The following is a 17,348-nucleotide window of genomic DNA, read 5'->3' as shown; positions in this document are numbered from 1 at the left end:
AACTGCGCGAGCCAGGCTGTCAAGGAAATAATTCGGAATTTGAACAAATGTGACGAGGCTTCGATTTGCTGCCAAATCGAAGGACCAAATCGAAGGGATGACTCGCGGCTCCGCCTTTCGGTGGGTTCAGGCCGTCAGAGAAGGCGGCATGTCGGATTCGGTGACCGCCAGCTTCTCATTCGGCTCCGCGCCAAGCTTGAAGATCAGCTCGCCGCCCTGGGCGATGTCTTCGTGCCGCACCCATAGCCGGTCCAGCGTCTTCCCATTCAGCGTCACCGACTGTATGTACTTGCTTTTCTGCGGATCCTGGCCGCCGTCCGCCTGGATCACAAGCTGGCGTCCGTTGCCGAGCTGAATCGCGACACGCTTGAAGAGCGGCGCAGACAACACGTAAGTCGCGCTCACCGGGTCCACCGCGTAGAGCCCCATCGCGCTCATGACGAACCAGGCCGACATCTGGCCGCAGTCCTCATTGCCGTCCAGTCCGTCGAAGTCGTTCCGGTAATGCGTCAGCAGAATCTCGCGTACCTTCTCCTGCGTCTTCCACGGCTGCCCTGCCCATGTGTACAGGTACGTGATGTGGTGGCTCGGCTCATTGCCATGCACATACTGGCCGATGAACCCCGTCATATCCGCAACCGATTCGTTGCTCACGCCAGGCTTCTCCGTAAACAGCTGGTCCAGCTTCTTCGCGAAAGGCTCGCGGCCCCCGAACAGCTGCATGTAGCCCTTTACGTCGTGTTGAACGAAGAAGGTGCTCTGCCAGGCATTGGCTTCGGTGTAGTCGCGATGTTGCGGAATGTGGCCGGTCGCCTTGGGATCGAAGTTCGGCGCCCACTCGCCATTCGCCAGCTTTGGCCGGATGAACTGGATCTTCTGGTCGAAGACGTTGCGGTAGTTCTGCGATCGCTTCTTCTGGATCGCCGCGTCGTCGGCGTGACCGGTGGCTTCGGCTACCCGCGCGCAGGCCCAATCGCAATAGGTGTATTCGACCAGCTTGCCGATTGACTCATCCACCTTGTCGGCGGGGATATAGCCCAGGCGGCGATAGTAGCCCAGCGCCATGTAGTCGTCGACCATGTTGCGCTTGCGCATTCCTGCATACGCGCGGTTCCAGTCAATTCCCGGGATCTTCTTGGCGCACGCCTCGGCCATCACGCTCGCGCCGTGATACCCCGGCATGCAATAGGTTTCTCCATCCTGAAGCGGCCAGACCGGGAATCCGTAGATGCTCTCCTCCGCCATGCGGATCAGGCAGTTCACCAGCGGAGCGACGCGGTCCTGCTGCCACAGCGTGAACGACGGGTGCAGAGCCCGGTACGTGTCCCACAGCGAATAGGTGCTGTAGTTGTGCTCGCCTGCGCCAAGTTGATGCACCTTCTTATCCAGGCCGCGATACTGACCGTTGCAGTCATCCGCCAGCGTCGGCGCGCACATCATGTGATAGAGGCTCGAGTAGAAGACAGTCTTATGCTCATCGCTCGAATCCTCGACGTGGATCCGCGCAAGCTCCTTCTGCCACATCCGCTTCGCAGCTGCTCTCGTCGCGTCGAAGTCGAAGCCGGGCTGCTCCTTCTTCAGGTTCTCTTGCGCATTGGCCGCGCTCACCATCGAGATGCCCGACTTAAACATGAGCGTCGTTCCCGGTTCGAAATGCAGCACGACCTTCAGATTTTGCCCTGACGCTTTGCGACCGCTTACAGGCTTGTCGTCGGAGAAGACTTCGACCTTGGTCGGCTTCACCGACGTTTCCGTCGTGAAGTAGATCTCGCGGTTCGGCGCCCACCGGCTCACATGCCGGCCGCCCTGGATAACGCAGTCGCTCACCATCTCCACCTCAGCCGTCTTTACAGGGCTCTTCTCTCCGTACGCGTGATGCCAGTCGAGAATGACGTACGCCGGCTCATTCGGCGGAAAGGTGAAGCGCGCAAGCCCTGTCCGCTCCGTCGCTGTGAGCTCCGTCTTGATCTTCGCCCCGCCGGCGCTCTCGGTCAGCACCGAGTAGTACCCCGGCTCACCCTTCTCGTCGGCATGATTGAAGCGCGAGCGATACGTTCCCTCCGGCTTGCTGCGTGCTTCAGGATCAACGCCGGGATTCAGCACCACGGCACCGGTGCGCGGCACCAGCAACAGGTCGAGCATGTCGCCCACGCCCGTACCGCTCAGATGCGTATGGCTGAAACCCATGAGCGTGGCGTCGTCATGATGGTAGCCGGACGACCAGTCCCAGTCCTGAATACCCGTATCCGGACTCAGCTGCACAGCGCCAAAGGGCACCGTCGCGCCCGGGAAGCAGTGACCGTGACCGCCCGTGCCTACGAAGACGTTTACATAGCGGGTGTAGTCCTCCGATGCAGCGCCTTCACCTGCGGAACCGTTCTGCACTCCGGCAGCAGAAGCTTTGTTGTCGATCAAGGCTGCACCCGCAGCCGCGGAGACCACGGCAAGAAACTCACGACGATTCAACATCAGAAACACCTCAAAGATTCAGTACGGGAGCGATCAGCTCGCGCCCATTTGCTTTACTTCGCCGACGCGGTAGCCGTGCGGCTTGCTCCCGGTCGCTGTTGCTTCCACGCGCCCGGAGGCACCCTTGCGCAATTCGAAACCGGACGCGCCCTCGAGCTTCCACGGCATTGACCCGTCGCCGAAGACCGCAATAGTCAGTTCGCGCGTAGACTCCGCTTCCGTCGTCATACCCACTCCGCCCAGCGGCACAATCGAACCAGCCTTCACGAACACCGGGATATTTTCCTCTTCGGCGGAGACGGTGAAGGAATTCCCGCCCTGGACTGCCTTGCCGGTCCAGAAATCCTGCCACGCTCCAGCCGGCAACACCACATCCCGCGACGGCTCCCCTGCAAACAGCGAAGCAACCAGCATTCGGTCGCCCACCATATATTCATCGTCAACTGTACGAAGCTTCTGGTCGTCCGGGAAATCCAGAGCGAGCGCACGAAACGGCGGCGTGCCATCCAGCGCGTACTTCGCAAACGCCCCGCGCAGATAGGGCACGAGCCTCATCCGCCACTCGATCAGTTCGCGGCAGCGCCGCTCAAGTTCCTGCCAGTTCGCCGCGAGTTCGCCGGCGTTGTTCAATTTCTGGTCGATCTGCTTCCATGGCGGATTCTTGATGTACCACGCATTCACCATCGCCAGCGGCGAAAACACGACCGTCTGCAGCCGCCGGATCAGATCCTCGGAACTCGTTGCATCCCGCACCTCGGGGCACCACAGGAGCCCGCTGAATCCCGAGTTCACAAGCGCGCGCACAAAATCCCGATGCCCATACAAATCGCTGTACAACACAAACGGGTACGGAGCAGCCAGTGCGCCGCTCGAGCGCACCAGGCTGTAGGTCTGTTTCCCGCGCGATTTGAACTGATCCCAGATCGCGTCCTGATAGCGAAGCCCGAAGACGGAGTGCATCTGCTCGCCATCCACACCCGACGGGAAGCTTGAAAACTCCGGAAACGACCACCCCTTGGTGAAGTCCGAGTTATCGCATTCATCCAGCTTGAACCCTGCAACGCCGAGGTCTACGAAGTTCTTGCCGTGATAATCGCCGAAGATCTCGCGCGTCGGCTTGCCGGCAAAGTCAGGTGTCAGCCCGCCCCATACGCCGTAGTCCCCCGCGTGCGGACCAAGCGCCTCGAACAACGGCGAAGACGGATGCGTAAACGCATGCTCCCACAAATTCACCCGATACCCGAGTCCCGTCACATCCTTCATGAAACCCGCAGGGTCAGCGAACCGCCCCTTGTCCCACACAAACGAACACGAGTAAGCATGCGACTGCCATCCCGGCTCCAATCCCAGCACGTCGCACGGAATCTTGCTGTCCCTTAGATTCCGCGCAATCGCGAGAGCTTCGCTCGCGTTTGCTGTCCCCACGGCCCGATACCAAAATCCAAGTCCCCACTCCGGCGGCTCGACCCCTCCGCCCGAAAACAGGTTGTACCGCCGCACCACATCCAGCATCGTAGGCCCGGCAAACAGATACACATCCACGCCGCTTGCACGCGGTATATCGACGAGAACGTGCCCCGGGTCGTTTTCTGCGCCGGCCGAACCGGGCGTATTCACCTTCGCCGATTTTGAAGCTGCCGCGCTCCGAGCCGTCGGCTTCAGCCGCGCGTCTCCGCAGTAAAAGCTCGCATACCGGCACGTATCGACCAGTACCCCGTACCCCTTTGTGCTGACATAGAACGGAACCGGCGCGTGAGAATCACCCGAATCCACCTTGGGATCTGCATTGACGCGAGCCGTCTTCTTCTTGCCCCGCTGCGCGAACGACAGCATCTGCAATCCAAAGCCGAAGATCTCTTCGTGTTCACCCAGGGGCAACGTGAGCAGGCACCCGCGCGAATTCACCTCTCCCGCAATCTCCGTGAACGGCGCCTTCGCAACCGCAGGCAGTTGCTCGAGCCCCTTCGCATCCGGCGCCACCGTCCGCCCGGTCACAGGCGTGTAGCTTTCCGGAGTCGCGATCGTCGCCTTCCATATCCCGGGATGCGCGAGAGAGAACGACGCGGAGAGCGGCGAAGCCCCTGGCGGTGCCGGCTCGGCGCTCAGCTTTGCGCCTGCGCATCCCGCCAGGGTGATGACCGAGCCTTTGAGCAAGCTCCTGCGATTAACCATCTTCACCTCACTAATCTAAATCTGATGCTTGCCGCGCTCGACGTCACCGGCTCCTGCGACTTACCGCCAATCGAAGGGCCCGCCCCGTACCGACCGTGAGAATCGACCCTTTCGTATAATGGATTTGGATTCAGCTCGAATACACGGCATCCTCCTCCCGATGAAGCTTCGCAACGCACTCGCCGGCATCTTCATGCTCATCGCGCTCCTCAGTGTGCCCGCGATGAGGGCACAGGATGGCCTGCGCGGAGCCATCTCTGCCGGTGAGCAACGAACGACCGCCCTGCCGGGTCGTTCACCGCAGATGGCCGCGGCCGACTTCGACAATGACCAGAAACCCGATGGCGCGCTTCTTCGCGAAGCCGGCCTGTTGAACGGCGAACGCGCCTTTCGCATCGAGCTTCACGTCACCGCGGGCGCGAATGACTCGATCACCTTCTCCTCGAATGAATCGGGTCTCGCCATCTCGGCCCTCGACGTAAACCGCGACGGATCGCCCGACATCGTTATCGAGAGAGCCTTCACGCACGAGCGCCTGCAAATCTATCTCAACGACGGTCATGGCGTCTTCCACCAGGTTCATGCCAGAGACTACCCGTCCTCAGACCCTTCAGCGCCGGCCTGGCACGCCCGGCTAAGCCAGCTTCAGCCGGTCTTCGCTCTCCCCGTATCGCGTGTCTCCGACGCCGGCTCTCCGCGCCAGACTTCTGTCCAGCCGCGAGATCGTTCCAACGCCATCAAGGTCTGGTGCGAAGGCTTTCTGATTCAGTCCTCAGCCCGCGCGCCATCCTCCTCGCGCGCGCCTCCCCGCCTCTTCCTCTAGCCACACCTCCGGCACAACTTCACGTTGCACTCAGCGCGCCTGCGTCCCGGTGTGCGACTGCGTCGTGAGCCCCCGCCGGCACATTGGACCACCCAAGCTTCAAGAGAGACAGACTATGCAACCCCATCGCATACTTGCTGCACTTCTTCCGCTACCGCTTGTCCTTGCGCTCGCAGCCTGCCATCAGGATCCTGCTCCAGCGGCAACACCCCATGCTGACGCCGCCGCAAGCGCCGTCCAGTTTGTTGCCGTAGCGCAGCAGCCCGTCGAAGACCAGCTCACGCTCGGCGCAAAAGTGCAGGCAGACCCCGCACGCTCCTTCCGTGTTTTTCCGCCTGCCAGCGGACGCGTTCTCGCCATCCAGGTCAAGCCAGGCGACACGGTAGCCAAGGGCGAAAGAGTGGCCAGCATCCAGAGTGCCGACGCCGGAGCAGCCCAGTCAGACCTTGCCAAGGCGCAGATTGAAGCGGAGCGCGCCCAGCGCGCTGCCCAGCGCGAGAAGGTGCTGCTCGATCACGGCGCGGTCGCCGAAAAGGACTACATCGACGCCAAAGCCGCAGCCGATTCCGCCCAGGCCGAACTCGATCGGGCCAAGCAGCACCTATCCGTGCTGGGAATGAACGCGCAGGCGACTACCGATGACATCCCGCTGCGCTCGCCGGGGCGCGGCATCGTCCTCACCGTGAGCGCCGCTCCCGGCGAGTTCTCCAAGTCTCTCGACAACGCCGACCCGCTGATGACCATCGCCGATCTCTCCACAGTCTGGATCGTCGGCGACGTCTTCGAGAAGGACATCGCAAAGGTGCAGCCCGGCACCCGGGTCACCGTTACCGTCGACGCGTTCCCCACCCAGAAATGGTCCGGGCGCATCAGCTCGGTCTCCGGCGCTCTCGATCCCACGACGCGCACGCTCAAGGCCCGCGTCGCTCTGCCGAACCCAGGCGACAAGCTCAAGCCGGAGATGTTCGCCGCCATCCACGTCGACACGGGAACCCACAACGCGATCGTTGTACCGGCGTCCGCTGTCATCCATCAGGGTCAGAACACGGTCGTCTTCATCGATAACAACGGCAAGCCCGAACAGAAAAACGTCACCATCGGTCAGGCTGTCGATGGCAAGGTCGAGATCGCGTCTGGGCTCGAAGCCGGGCAGCGCGTCGCGGCCAACGGCGCTGAACTCCTCACCGGAGGAGCCACCCAGCCATGAAAGCTCTCATCGCCACCATCCTTCGCTACCGGGTCATCGCAATCATCGCCATGGCTGCGTGGCTTGCTGCCGGGGTCTGGGCAGTACTGCGCCTCGACATCGAGGCGTACCCCGATCCCTCTCCGCCGCTCGTAGACGTAATCACGCAAAATCCTGCATGGTCCGCCGAAGAGATGGAGCAGCAGGTCACCGTTCCGATTGAAACTACGCTTAACGGAATTCCGCATCTCGAGTACGTCCGCTCGACAAGCCTCTTCGGACTCAGCGACGTCAAGCTTTACTTCGACTTCGATTCCGACTACTACGCGGACCGCCAGGAGGTGCTGAATCGTCTCCAGACGGTCACGCTACCGCAAGGTCTGCAGGCGCAGCTTTCCCCGTGGTCTGCTGTCGGCGAGATCTATCGCTATCAACTGAGAGGCGCAAACTACAGCCTCAACGAACTCAAGGCGACGCAGGATTGGTTCGTCGTCCGCGAGCTGAAGCAGGTCCCCGGCATCATCGACGTCAGCACCTTCGGCGGCACCACCAAGCAGTACCAGGCGGAGATCGATCCCAACAAACTCCTCCAGTACAACGTCACACTGCCGCAGGTGATCACGGCGATCAACTCCAGCAACCAGAATGCCGGCGGCAACTATCTCGAGGTCGGCGACCAGAACGTCAACGTACGCGGCGTCGGTCTGCTGCAAGGGCTCAACGAAATGGGCGCGGTCCTCGTCGCCGAGCACAACGGCGTACCTGTCTACCTGCGCGATGTGGCCAATGTACGCGAGGGCTTTCAGCCTCCCCTGGGCCGCGTCGGCCGGAATAGTCAAGACAACATCGTCAAAGGCACGGTCCTTCTGCAGCGCGGCGAGCAGTCTCTGCCCGCCCTGAAAGCTCTTCGCGAAAAGATCAAGGCGCTGAATTCCAGACTGTTGCCCAAGGGCATGACGATCGACACCATCTACGATCGAACATCCCTGATCGACACGACTACCGAGACAGTGTGGCACGTCATCGTCACCGGCCTAACCCTCGTCACCCTTCTACTTCTCGTCTTCCTCGGCGACGTCCCGCTTGCCCTCGTCACCGCGCTCACCATTCCATTCGCTGTTCTCTTCGCTTTCGGACTCATGTCGGCAACCGGCCGCTCGGCCAACCTGATCTCCATCGGCGCCGTCGACTTCGGCATCATCGTCGATTCCGCAATCGTCGTTCTCGAAAACATCTACCGCCGTCTGCATGAAGCAGAGGGCGACGATCACCGCATCAGCCTCATCGCCGAAGCGAGTTCTGAAGCGGCAAAGCCCGTCCTCTTCTCAACGTTGATTATTCTCGTCGCCTTCATTCCGCTGTTCACGATGAAGGGCGTCCCAGGACGCATCTTCGCGCCGATGTCTCTCACCTATGGCTATGCGCTCACCGGAGCGCTGCTCTTCGCTTTGCTCTTTGCGCCGGTGCTTGCGTCTTTCCGCAAGTCGGTTCGCAGCGGTCACAGTTCCGATCCGCGACTGATGAAATTCCTTAAGCGGCACTATGAGCGCACGCTCATCCGCGTGGTGCGTCATAGAAAGCTGGTACTGGCCGTCTCTGTCCTCTTGCTGGTTGCAGCGCTCGGCTCATTCCTCCTGGTCGGAGGCGAGTTCATGCCCCCGCTCGAAGAGGGCAACCTATGGATCCGCACAACGCTTCCGCAGGATGTCTCCCTCGACTACTCAGCCGGAATCGCCGACCAGATGCGCCGCATCATCACCACCTTCCCCGAGGTATCCCAGGTCGTCTCGCAGGTCGGCCGCCCCGATGACGGCACCGATACTACGACCTTCAATGACATCGAGTTCGAAGCCGATCTCAAGCCGCAATCGGAGTGGAAGACGGCGCGCAGCAAGGACGAGCTGATTGAGCAAATGAATCGGGACCTCTCAAAATATCCCGGCGTCTCGCTCAACTTCTCCCAGAACATTCAGGACAACGTGGAAGAAGCCATGTCCGGCGTCAAAGGCGAGAACTCGCTGAAGCTCTTCGGCGATGACATTGAAGTGCTCGCCACCACCGCGAAGCGAATCATGGATGTGATGGACAAGGTCCCGGGCATCACCGACCTGGCGGTGTTCAAGGAGACGGGCCAACCCAACCTCATCATCTCCATCGATCGCGCCGCCGCCGGGCGCTACGGATTGATGGCTTCCGACATCAACACCGCCGTGCAGGCCGCCATCGGCGGCAGCGCCGTCACGCAGATCCTCGAAGGCGATCGCAGGTTCGACTTCGTCGTCCGCTATCAGCCGCAGTACCGCCAGAACGCCGATGAGATGCGCAACATCCTGCTGCCTACTGCCGACGGCAACCGCGTTCCGCTCGGCGAGGTAGCCAGCATCGGCTTCCGCGAAGGAGCATTCATGATCTACCGCGAGAACGGCCGCCGCTACATCCCGATCAAGTTCAGCGTTCGCGGCCGAGATCTTGCCGGCACCATCGCCGACGTGCAAGGCAGACTCGAGCGCTCGGTGATGCTCCCCGAGGGCTACCACTATGAGTGGGCCGGCGAGTACGACAGCCTCAGGAAAGAACAGCGAAGGCTCGCGATCATCATTCCCATCACCGTTGGCGTGATCCTTGGCCTCCTCTACGTCTCGTTCAACTCGCTTCGCGACGCACTGGCGGTCATGTCTGTGCTGCCGTTCGGCATTGCAGGCGGCGTTCTCTCGCTGCTGATTTCGGGAACGCCCTTCAGCATCTCCGCGGCCGTCGGCTTCGCGTCGATCATCGGAGTCGCCACTCTCGGCGGCCTGGTCTTTGTTGCGGGAATCAGGCGCGCCGAGGCCCACGAGCATGGCATGGAGCACTCCATCATCCGCGCCAGCGTTGGCGAGATGCGCGCGGTGCTGATGGCCTGTCTCGCTGCCGGGCTCGGGCTTCTCCCTGCCGCGCTCTCCCACGGCATAGGCGTACAGGCGCAGCAGCCGCTTGCGCGCGTCGTGGTGGGCGGCATGGTCACCACCACATTTGCCATCCTGATCGTCGTGCCCGTCATCGCCAGTCTGGGACTGGTCACAACCGCCGCTTCGGAGCCCGAGGTGCAGCCATGAACAACTTCATCTCGCGCATGAGTCGTCTCAGAGCAAGCGCGACCATCCTTGCGATCTCTACTGCCGGAGTCCTCGCAGCCTCGTGTTCCGCTCAACAGCCACAGAGCTACACCTGGCAGCAGCTCAACGATCTCTTCGTGCGTTCGAACCCCACCCTGCGCGCGCAGGAGCAGAGCGTCGTCTCCAATAAGGCGGCCGAGATCACAGCCGCCACGCGTCCCAACCCCACTCTGCAAAACGACACAACATCCGCCACCATCGGCATTTACCAGGAATTCGAAATCGGGGGCAAGCGCTCCGCACGTATCCGCTCCGCAAAGCTGGCGACGCAGATCTCGCAGACTGACGCCGCAGATGCACGTCGAACACTCACGCTAAACCTGCACCAGGCCTTCGTCGCCGCGCTGCAGGCAAAGTCAGACCTGCAGTTCGCCCGCGACAACCTCGCCAACTATCAGCACACCGTCGACCTCAACCGCGAGATGCTGCAGGCCGGCGAAATCGCGCGCGCCGATTTTCTACGCATCCAGTTGCAGACTCTTCAATTTGAAACCGATCTCGACGACGCCACCCTCGCCCTGAAAACAGCGAAGGCCACTCTGCGCGGCCTGCTCGGCAATGCCACGCTGCCCGAAGACTTCGACGTGAGCGGAGAGCTCAAAGCCGAGCCATTCGATTCCAGGCTCGACGACCTGCGCAAGCTCGCCCTTCAGAATCGGCCTGACCTCAAGTCAGCCGAAACCACTCGTCTGAAAGCCGCAGCGGACGTGCGCGTCGCCCAGGCCAATCGCTGGCCCGACCCCACCATCGGCGCCTCATTCCTGCACACCGGCAACGAAATGCCCGGCCCCCAATGGTTCGAGCCCTTCTATCCCAAGGGCAGCACGACGAACGCCATGGGCCTCGGCTTCGCCTCGATTCAGATCCCCATCTTCAACCGCAACCAGGGCGAGATCGCGCGCACCAAGTCCGAACAACTCCGCGCCGACTTCCTCGCCCAGGCAGCGCAGAACCAGGTCCTTCAGGACGTCGACTCCGCCTACGCCCAGTTCGACTCCGCCCGGAACCGGCTCAATCTCTACGAGAAAACCTACCTCGGCGCCGCAAAAGAATCCCTCGACATCGAGGACTTCTCTTTCCATAAAGGCGGCGCCTCCGTCCTCGATTTTCTCGACGCCGAGCGCACCTACCGCGCCACCCAGCTCGCCTACCACCAGCAACTCGCCGCATACCTCGACGCCCTCGCCCAGCTCCAATCCGCCGCCGGCCTCGACGTCGGCCCGTGAAACTCCGCCGAAAGAACCGCAATCGAGCTCGACCAGAACAAACCTAGGCCCGATGTGACGAATTCGCCTGCGCTACGCACTTGTTTGGTTTTTCGGAGAAATTGGAGGCGCGGGCCGGGATCGAACCGGCGCATAAAGGTTTTGCAGACCTCTCCCTTACCACTTGGGTACCGCGCCTTGGCAGGGCTGTCTTCCTACTGTGCGCCCCAAATCGCCGTAGCCAACCCGGCTGGCGCCGGAGGGCGATTGGAGCGGGAGACGAGATTTGAACTCGCGACCCTCGCCTTGGCAAGGCGATGCTCTACCACTGAGCTACTCCCGCTTAACTGCAAGTCTGAGTATACCGGGCGCCCTAAACAGGGTCAAACAGCAGGGATACCCCCGCCCGCCGCCGGAGAAACCTCGGCCGCCCCGCCGAAATTGCCCGACCCCGCCTCGATCCTCACAATCTCCCCATCCCGCATGTGCAGGATGCGCCCCGCAATCGCCGCAGCTTCGGGATTGTGCGTGATCATCAGCGTCGTCTGCCCCAGTTCCTGGTTCGACCTGACCAGCATCTTCAACACCGCGTCTGAATTCTTCGTGTCCAGATTCCCCGTCGGCTCGTCCGCCAGCACAATGGCCGGCCGCGTAACCAGAGCCCGCGCGATCGCCACCCGCTGCTGCTCTCCGCCGCTCAACTCCGACGGCCGATGATTCAGCCTGCCCCGAATCGACAGCAGATCCGACAGGTGCTCCAGGTATCGCCGGTCCATCGGCTCCTTGCGCCCGCTGATCTGATATGCAATCTCAACGTTGGCGATCGCGGATAGCGTCGGCAGCAGATTGAACTTCTGGAAGACAAACCCAATCCTGCGCCTGCGCAGCCGCGTTCGCTCCGCATCGCTCAGCGTGGCAAAATCCACGCCATCGATCAGCACCCGCCCATCGCTGGCCTTCGTCAATCCACCTAAAAGGTAGAAGAGAGTCGACTTGCCCGACCCCGACGGACCCACAATCGCTACAAACTCGCCCGGCTGCACCGAAAAGGACACTTCGCGCACAGCCGCAACCATGATCTTGCCGGCCGCATAAACCTTGCTCAAACGGTCAGCAAGAATGATGGGTGTCGACGCTTCTGCCTGCACAGCACTCATTGTACCCGTCACGCCTCTCGCGAAAACTCCGTGCCACAAGCCGAATGCCCTGCAGCGGAACGAGTTCCTCCCACAGGCGCCGGGGCCGGCTCAACGTGCTGTCGGGAAATGCTCCGCACATGCTCTAAAATTGAAGCTGCACCAATCCTCAGTAGCAGGTCATCCATGACAACGAAAGCATCGCTCGTCACCGCCATCGAAGCGGCCGCCGCTAAGGCCGGTCTCAAGCTCGTCTCCGCCACTGAAGCCGATCTGAACGGTCAGCCCACGCAGATCTTCTCGCTCGGCCTCCCCGGCAACGACGAACGCCGCCTCCAGCTCGAACTGACCGAGGCCTTCGACTTCGACAAGCCGAACCTGCTCCCCGAAATGACCGCTCACCTTGCGGCCGAGGCCAAGCGCCTGCGCAACCCGCGCCCCGAGTGCTACGTGACCCTCGGCGGCCTGCCCCTCGCCTTCGGCAAGTTCCAGTGGCCGTTCCACCGCTCCACCTCCGGCGCGGACACGTACATCGTTCACGGCGAAATCCGCCTCGAAGACGGCGGCACTCACAACCTGCACGCCAAAGTCGCCGCATCCGTCACCGTCACCTTCGCTGAAATCGTCCCCGCGATGGAACAGCCCTACGCCGAGTCCTTCATCTACAACGCGATCCGCAAGACCGTCGACTTCGGCCAGCTCGAGTTCCTCAAGTCCGGCAACCGCCAGCCCGTTCCCGTCACCACGCGCTTCTACAGCCGCTGGCAGAAGAAATTTGTCTTCACCGAAACCGACGACAAGGAACGCCTCCGCTACCTGCTCAGCAAGGTCTACTGGCTCTCCGGAGTTCTGGGCAACAGCAAGCCCGTCTGGATCGCCGATCCGCGCGACGCGCAGTACCTCAACACCAGCGAGGCCGACCTGCTCCGCATGGCCAGCCACGAAGCCGGCGAAGGCCTGATGACTCTCGATGGCGAATACGCCGCCGCCACGCCAACTCTGATGGCCCGCGCCGCCGAGTACGAAGCACTTCGCGACGCCGCGCTCAACTTCACCAAGCCCCAGTTCAACGAAGCCATGCGCGCTGGCCACGCAAACATGTAGCTAACGTCACTGTGTCAGCGCTAAGGGTGAGCGTGTGCTTGACCCCATTGGCGACAACAACTCTGGCAAAGTCATGCTTACCGCATGACGCCGTCGCAGAAATTCCGAACGGTGACGCTGTTCGCGCTCATATCAGCGCGCAGAGACGCTCTCCTGCCAATCGCTTGAATTGATTTCGTACCGGCGACTATTCGCCCACGGTGCTATGCTCTCCGGCTCTGACATGGTGTGGTAGTATCTCCCACGCGATTTGATTCAGAAGTTTTTCGGCCCGGGCGGCGTCATGAAAGCACATTTGTCGTGCCTTATTTTGGCTGCGTTGCTCGAGACCGGAAGCTCCTCGGCTCAATTGTCCTGCCCGACGTCAGCTCCTGTGATCGCTTTCTCCGGGAACAGAACCGAAATATTGACTGTGAATGATTTTCGGGCGACTGCGAAGGGCTATGAGATTTCGATCCGTGCAGTAGATCCTCCACCTGCCGCGCGCCGGATTCTGTTTGTCCTCGATCGCAGCCGCAGCATGACCAGTTCGAAGCTTCTCGTGGATCAAGCTGTGGGCGAAGCCCTTTCCGCAGTTCCGGTCGATGACACGGTGGCGTTTCTGGTATTCGCAGGTCAAGATTCCAAGCAGACGGATTTCATGAATCTAGGTCCCTTGAAGGAGCGGCTCCCCGAAATCCTCACCTGGAAGCCCGTCAGTAAATCGAACGGACCAGACACGCCGCTTTGGGATAACATCGGACGCGCGTTGCAGATGTTGACCCCCCATAGACGGGGCGATGTCATCATCGTGATCTCGGATGGGGATAACAATTCGGGCAGGCTTTCCCGTGTAGATGTTCAGGATGAGCTAGTCAGGGCTGGCGTACCAGTACTGGCCGTTATCAAATCAGATCCTTATGCAGCTACGCCTCAAGAAAAAGCTGGACCGACCTTTCTAAGTATTTTTGCAAAAGCAACTGGCGGCGGGGTTTCTCAGATGCAAGGGCAATTGAATAGCCCAGGTCAGCTGATCTTGCAACTCGAACATCAATACACTCTGGAATTGGAAGTGACACCGACTCGGGGATGGGTGCAACCAGCTCAGAAAATCCAGAATTGGCAGCTCAGCCTCAGCTCTCCGCTTAGAAAAAGCATCAGCCTGTCCTACCCATCCTCCCTGTATCCTTGTGCGGCCTCTGCCGGCAATGCTTCGAATGAACGTCGCGAGGCGTTACGCCCGAAGGGGTAGGGTCGAATAACTTCATTCAATCTCAGGAGCCAAATGATTGTACGCAGCGGCCTGGCTTTTCTCCCGATACTATGTCTCCCGATTGTGTGTGACAGAGCCGCAGCACAGAGTACTCAGGAGCCAGTGCCGAAGGGTGCGATCTTCTACAGCGAAGATGGCATTCAGTCTCCCCAATTGGCTCAAACTGACTTTTCTGCTGTCGTCTCGAATAGTTGCGAATACGAAGGGGCTGGAATCGTCAGGCTCTCTCTGGTCGTCAACGCACAGGGGCGATCTGAGAAAGTGTCCCCGCTCTATCCGTTCAATGACGACATCGACAAAGCCGCGATGAGTATTGCTGAGGTTGATCGCTTCTCACCCGGAACCAAAGATGGAACTGCAGTGGCCATTGCGCAGGAACTCGAGATTAAGCTGACCGCTTGCAGGATCAAGTTAGAGGGTAAGGACGGAACAACCTCTGTTCGGCTCAGGCTCAAATCAGCGCCGATACAAAAGCTTTTTCCTGCCCCGAAAGAACCGCTACCCGGCCTCTTGCCCTCTGTGGGCCAAGTTCCGGCGACACCGGAGTTGGCGAAGCAACTCGGGAAAGTGAAATCAGACGTTACAGCCCCTGTTGCGCTCGCAACAGCCGAGGCTGAGTGGCCTCCCGAACTGCGGAATGTCGAAGGTCTGTGTCTAGTTCGCCTTGTGGTTGATGCCAAGGGAGAACCGCAGGCTTTGAGAGTCGAACAGGGCACCAACGAGCAATTCAACGAGAAGGCACTGGAAGCCGTGGAGAAATATAGGTTCAAGCCAGCCAGAAAAGGCAAGGATCCCATCCCAATCAAGATGTCAATCGTGGTCCATTTCAAACTTCACTGAGAGTTGCACACTGTCTGGTGTGGTCGTGTCTGATCGGTGAAGCATCCATAGCTGGCCGGCCGCTAATTATGGAGTCCGAAGCCTAAGACCGCTTTGAAACCAACCAGATCAACGCTTGCGATGAGCGCCGAAATGATCACAAGCAGCCATAGAAGATATGGATTTGTAGGAAGCCGATCCTGCACCGAAAACAATAAGAAGGGGTAAATGGGGATGGTCAATCTGGGCAAGAACCGTGCGAGATCGTTGTAATTCCAACACACGATGAAGCACAGGTAGCCGATTACAAACGTCAGTTCGGCAGGGAATCGCCGGATAACCGCGAAAGCATGCTTTGGCGCGAAGAAGATGCTGAGCGAAACAAGCATGAGACAAAACAGCGGCTGTACCAATCGAGTCCAATAGCCGTCTCTGGAGATTCGAATGAAGCTCGTTATAAGTCGAACGAAAGGGAAGGACACGGGATTTCCTGAAGGCCAGTCGACTGAAGTGTAGAGCTTGAAGTTGATGAATGGGTCTCCACTTGTGTGCCTCACCCAGGCAAAATATCCCAAAGCAATCAGCGCAGAGCAACCTATCACAATCGCGAGTCTGCGCAGTTCCCATCTCATCAGCAAGACGAGGCCGAAGGCGCAAACTGCAATCACCCCGAGCGGCCGGACGATAGATGCAAGCGACGCCACGGTCACCGCCAACAGCGCCTGATCTCTTCTGAACAGGAGCCATGCGCAGAGGAGAAGTGCCATGAATAGTGGCTCACTTCCCCCTAGAATGGAAAGGCGGACCCACTCGGGGGAGAGGATGATGAAAGCGGCGGTAACTGCAGCGCCGTAGAGCCGATAAACCAGGAATGTGGCAACGATCGAGCCGGCAAGCGACACCGCAATGATTGCGGCATATCCTGAAACCGAGAACAAGCGCTCCAGCAATGCGATTACAGCTGGTAGCCCCCAAAAGTGCTGCTCTGCCGTCGGCCCCCCGAATCGGATGACATTGGCAATCTCGATGTAGCTCCCGTTATCCAGCCATCCTTCGACGCGCTGCCAGTAGAGCCCACGTGTTGTTAGTTCCAATATCGGGAAAAGTAAGGAGAACGCGGTGATCGCTACAAGGTCGCTCTGTTTTATCGCGCCTCGCAGTTTCATTCTAAGACCGTATCAGAGTAGAGGGATTGTACGAGGTGCAAACCCAAACGCTCAAGTGTGGGCGGATAACGGCAACAATTACGAACTGTGAACTGCCCTACAGCGCGTTCCCACAGCCCGAGCAGAATTTCGCGCCGACGGGATTCGTCTTCTGGCATTTGCTGCAGGCGATCAACGTGTCTGGTTGCAGCGCGGTGTTCGCGGGATTGTAAGTTGTGTACGGCGGAGCGGCCGGATACGCCGGAGTTGCTGGATAGGCCGGAGCCGCCGCCGGGTATCCCGTACCAGCCGGCACATTCACCGTGACATTTACCGGAGGTGCGTACGTCGGAATCGTAATGCCCAGCGCAGCCGCAATCCCCGCTGCCTGAATCGCATTGAACTCCCGCACCCTTCCCGGCATGAAGAAGCACTCGATGAAGCCCAGTACCCACGGAAACGGAGTCCAGCAGAAGCACGCATACAAAATGCCCAAGCCCGTCCGCCGCAGGTAGAAGTGGTGGATCCCGAACCCGCCCAGAAACAGCGCCAGCAATATGCCCACAACCTCGTCGCGCCGTACCTGCTCGTACTGCTGGTAAAACACTGCTTGCGCGTTCACATAAGGCATCGTGGCCATGACTGTTTCTCCCTGCGTTCCCTGCATTACAGCATACGCACCCGTCTCCCGCCGGGTTCCCATGGCATGGACCATCAGCATTAGCTGTAGCCTTCAGCCCTCAGCCCTCAGTCGCCTGGCCCGCCGCCCCCTGACCACCGACCGCGGACAACTGACAAACTGATGACTGATCTCTGATTCCTGACCACTGCTCACCATCCTCTGTGTCTCCCATCACGTTTTCCGTTGCAGTCCATTTCCAG

General features: G+C 60.2%; 12 protein-coding genes and 2 tRNA genes. 7 read left to right on the top strand and 7 right to left on the bottom strand.

The genetic code is table 11. The features are described 5' to 3' along the window. Nucleotides 1-126: 126 nt before the first annotated feature. Together DHV10_RS15850 and DHV10_RS15845 are read right to left on the bottom strand one after the other, a co-directional pair. Entirely contained in the window at nucleotides 127-2,469 is a 2,343-nt protein-coding gene (locus DHV10_RS15850) for a GH92 family glycosyl hydrolase (protein ID WP_109487360.1), read from the bottom strand. Nucleotides 2,470-2,502: 33 nt separating this feature from the next. Further along, nucleotides 2,503-4,641, bottom strand: coding sequence for a TIM-barrel domain-containing protein (locus DHV10_RS15845; protein WP_109487359.1), 2,139 nt, complete (start codon nucleotides 4,639-4,641; stop codon nucleotides 2,503-2,505). Nucleotides 4,642-4,759: 118 nt separating this feature from the next. On the opposite strand from DHV10_RS15845, the gene DHV10_RS15840 reads away from it, so the two are divergent. The 4 genes from DHV10_RS15840 to DHV10_RS15825 all read left to right on the top strand — a co-directional run bounded on the left by DHV10_RS15840 (nucleotide 4,760) and on the right by DHV10_RS15825 (nucleotide 11,031). Beyond that, nucleotides 4,760-5,464: an FG-GAP repeat domain-containing protein gene (locus DHV10_RS15840; protein ID WP_109487358.1), complete on the top strand. Its 705-nt coding sequence runs from the start codon at nucleotides 4,760-4,762 to the stop codon at nucleotides 5,462-5,464. A 115-nt stretch (nucleotides 5,465-5,579) separates the two neighbouring features. Continuing rightward, nucleotides 5,580-6,671, top strand: coding sequence for an efflux RND transporter periplasmic adaptor subunit (locus DHV10_RS15835; RefSeq protein WP_109487357.1), 1,092 nt, complete (start codon nucleotides 5,580-5,582; stop codon nucleotides 6,669-6,671). Further along, on the top strand, nucleotides 6,668-9,745 hold the full coding sequence (locus DHV10_RS15830; RefSeq protein ID WP_109487356.1) for an efflux RND transporter permease subunit: 3,078 nt from the start codon (nucleotides 6,668-6,670) through the stop codon (nucleotides 9,743-9,745). The genes DHV10_RS15835 and DHV10_RS15830 overlap by 4 nt, the downstream gene beginning before the upstream one ends. Further along, nucleotides 9,742-11,031 carry a TolC family protein gene (locus DHV10_RS15825; RefSeq protein ID WP_109487355.1) on the top strand — a complete coding sequence of 430 codons (1,290 nt, stop codon included), beginning with the start codon at nucleotides 9,742-9,744 and terminating at the stop codon, nucleotides 11,029-11,031. Before DHV10_RS15830 ends, DHV10_RS15825 begins: the two co-directional genes overlap by 4 nt. 102 nt (nucleotides 11,032-11,133) lie before the next feature. Here the strand turns inward: DHV10_RS15825 and DHV10_RS15820 are convergent. From DHV10_RS15820 to DHV10_RS15810, 3 genes are all read right to left on the bottom strand, one after another. After that, nucleotides 11,134-11,208: transfer RNA gene (locus DHV10_RS15820), tRNA-Cys, on the bottom strand. Between the two features lie 70 nt (nucleotides 11,209-11,278). Further along, nucleotides 11,279-11,353: transfer RNA gene (locus DHV10_RS15815), tRNA-Gly, on the bottom strand. Between the two features lie 40 nt (nucleotides 11,354-11,393). Further along, nucleotides 11,394-12,167: an ABC transporter ATP-binding protein gene (locus tag DHV10_RS15810; RefSeq protein WP_109487354.1), complete on the bottom strand. Its 774-nt coding sequence runs from the start codon at nucleotides 12,165-12,167 to the stop codon at nucleotides 11,394-11,396. Nucleotides 12,168-12,332: 165 nt separating this feature from the next. Here DHV10_RS15810 and DHV10_RS15805 point away from each other — a divergent pair, with 165 nt between their 5' ends. From DHV10_RS15805 to DHV10_RS15795, 3 genes are all read left to right on the top strand, one after another. After that, nucleotides 12,333-13,250 (top strand): hypothetical protein, encoded by a 918-nt coding sequence (locus DHV10_RS15805; protein ID WP_109487353.1) that lies wholly within the window; start codon nucleotides 12,333-12,335, stop codon nucleotides 13,248-13,250. Between the two features lie 250 nt (nucleotides 13,251-13,500). Further along, nucleotides 13,501-14,481, top strand: coding sequence for a vWA domain-containing protein (locus tag DHV10_RS15800; protein WP_162601578.1), 981 nt, complete (start codon nucleotides 13,501-13,503; stop codon nucleotides 14,479-14,481). A 381-nt stretch (nucleotides 14,482-14,862) separates the two neighbouring features. After that, complete coding sequence (locus DHV10_RS15795) at nucleotides 14,863-15,342, top strand: TonB family protein (RefSeq protein WP_204101437.1); 480 nt, start codon at nucleotides 14,863-14,865, stop codon at nucleotides 15,340-15,342. A 62-nt stretch (nucleotides 15,343-15,404) separates the two neighbouring features. Here DHV10_RS15795 and DHV10_RS15790 read toward each other — a convergent pair whose 3' ends face one another. Both DHV10_RS15790 and DHV10_RS15785 read right to left on the bottom strand, forming a co-directional pair. Beyond that, on the bottom strand, nucleotides 15,405-16,487 hold the full coding sequence (locus tag DHV10_RS15790; RefSeq protein ID WP_109487350.1) for a hypothetical protein: 1,083 nt from the start codon (nucleotides 16,485-16,487) through the stop codon (nucleotides 15,405-15,407). A gap of 97 nt (nucleotides 16,488-16,584) precedes the next feature. Next, nucleotides 16,585-17,187 (bottom strand): NINE protein, encoded by a 603-nt coding sequence (locus DHV10_RS15785; protein WP_204101436.1) that lies wholly within the window; start codon nucleotides 17,185-17,187, stop codon nucleotides 16,585-16,587. Nucleotides 17,188-17,348 lie beyond the last annotated feature (161 nt).

Origin of the sequence: Occallatibacter savannae, assembly GCF_003131205.1 — a bacterium.
In the GTDB taxonomy this organism is placed as follows: Bacteria; Acidobacteriota; Terriglobia; order Terriglobales; family Acidobacteriaceae; genus Telmatobacter; species Telmatobacter savannae.
Note: the sequence above shows the minus strand (reverse complement) of the source record. Positions and strands in the feature narration are given on the sequence as shown.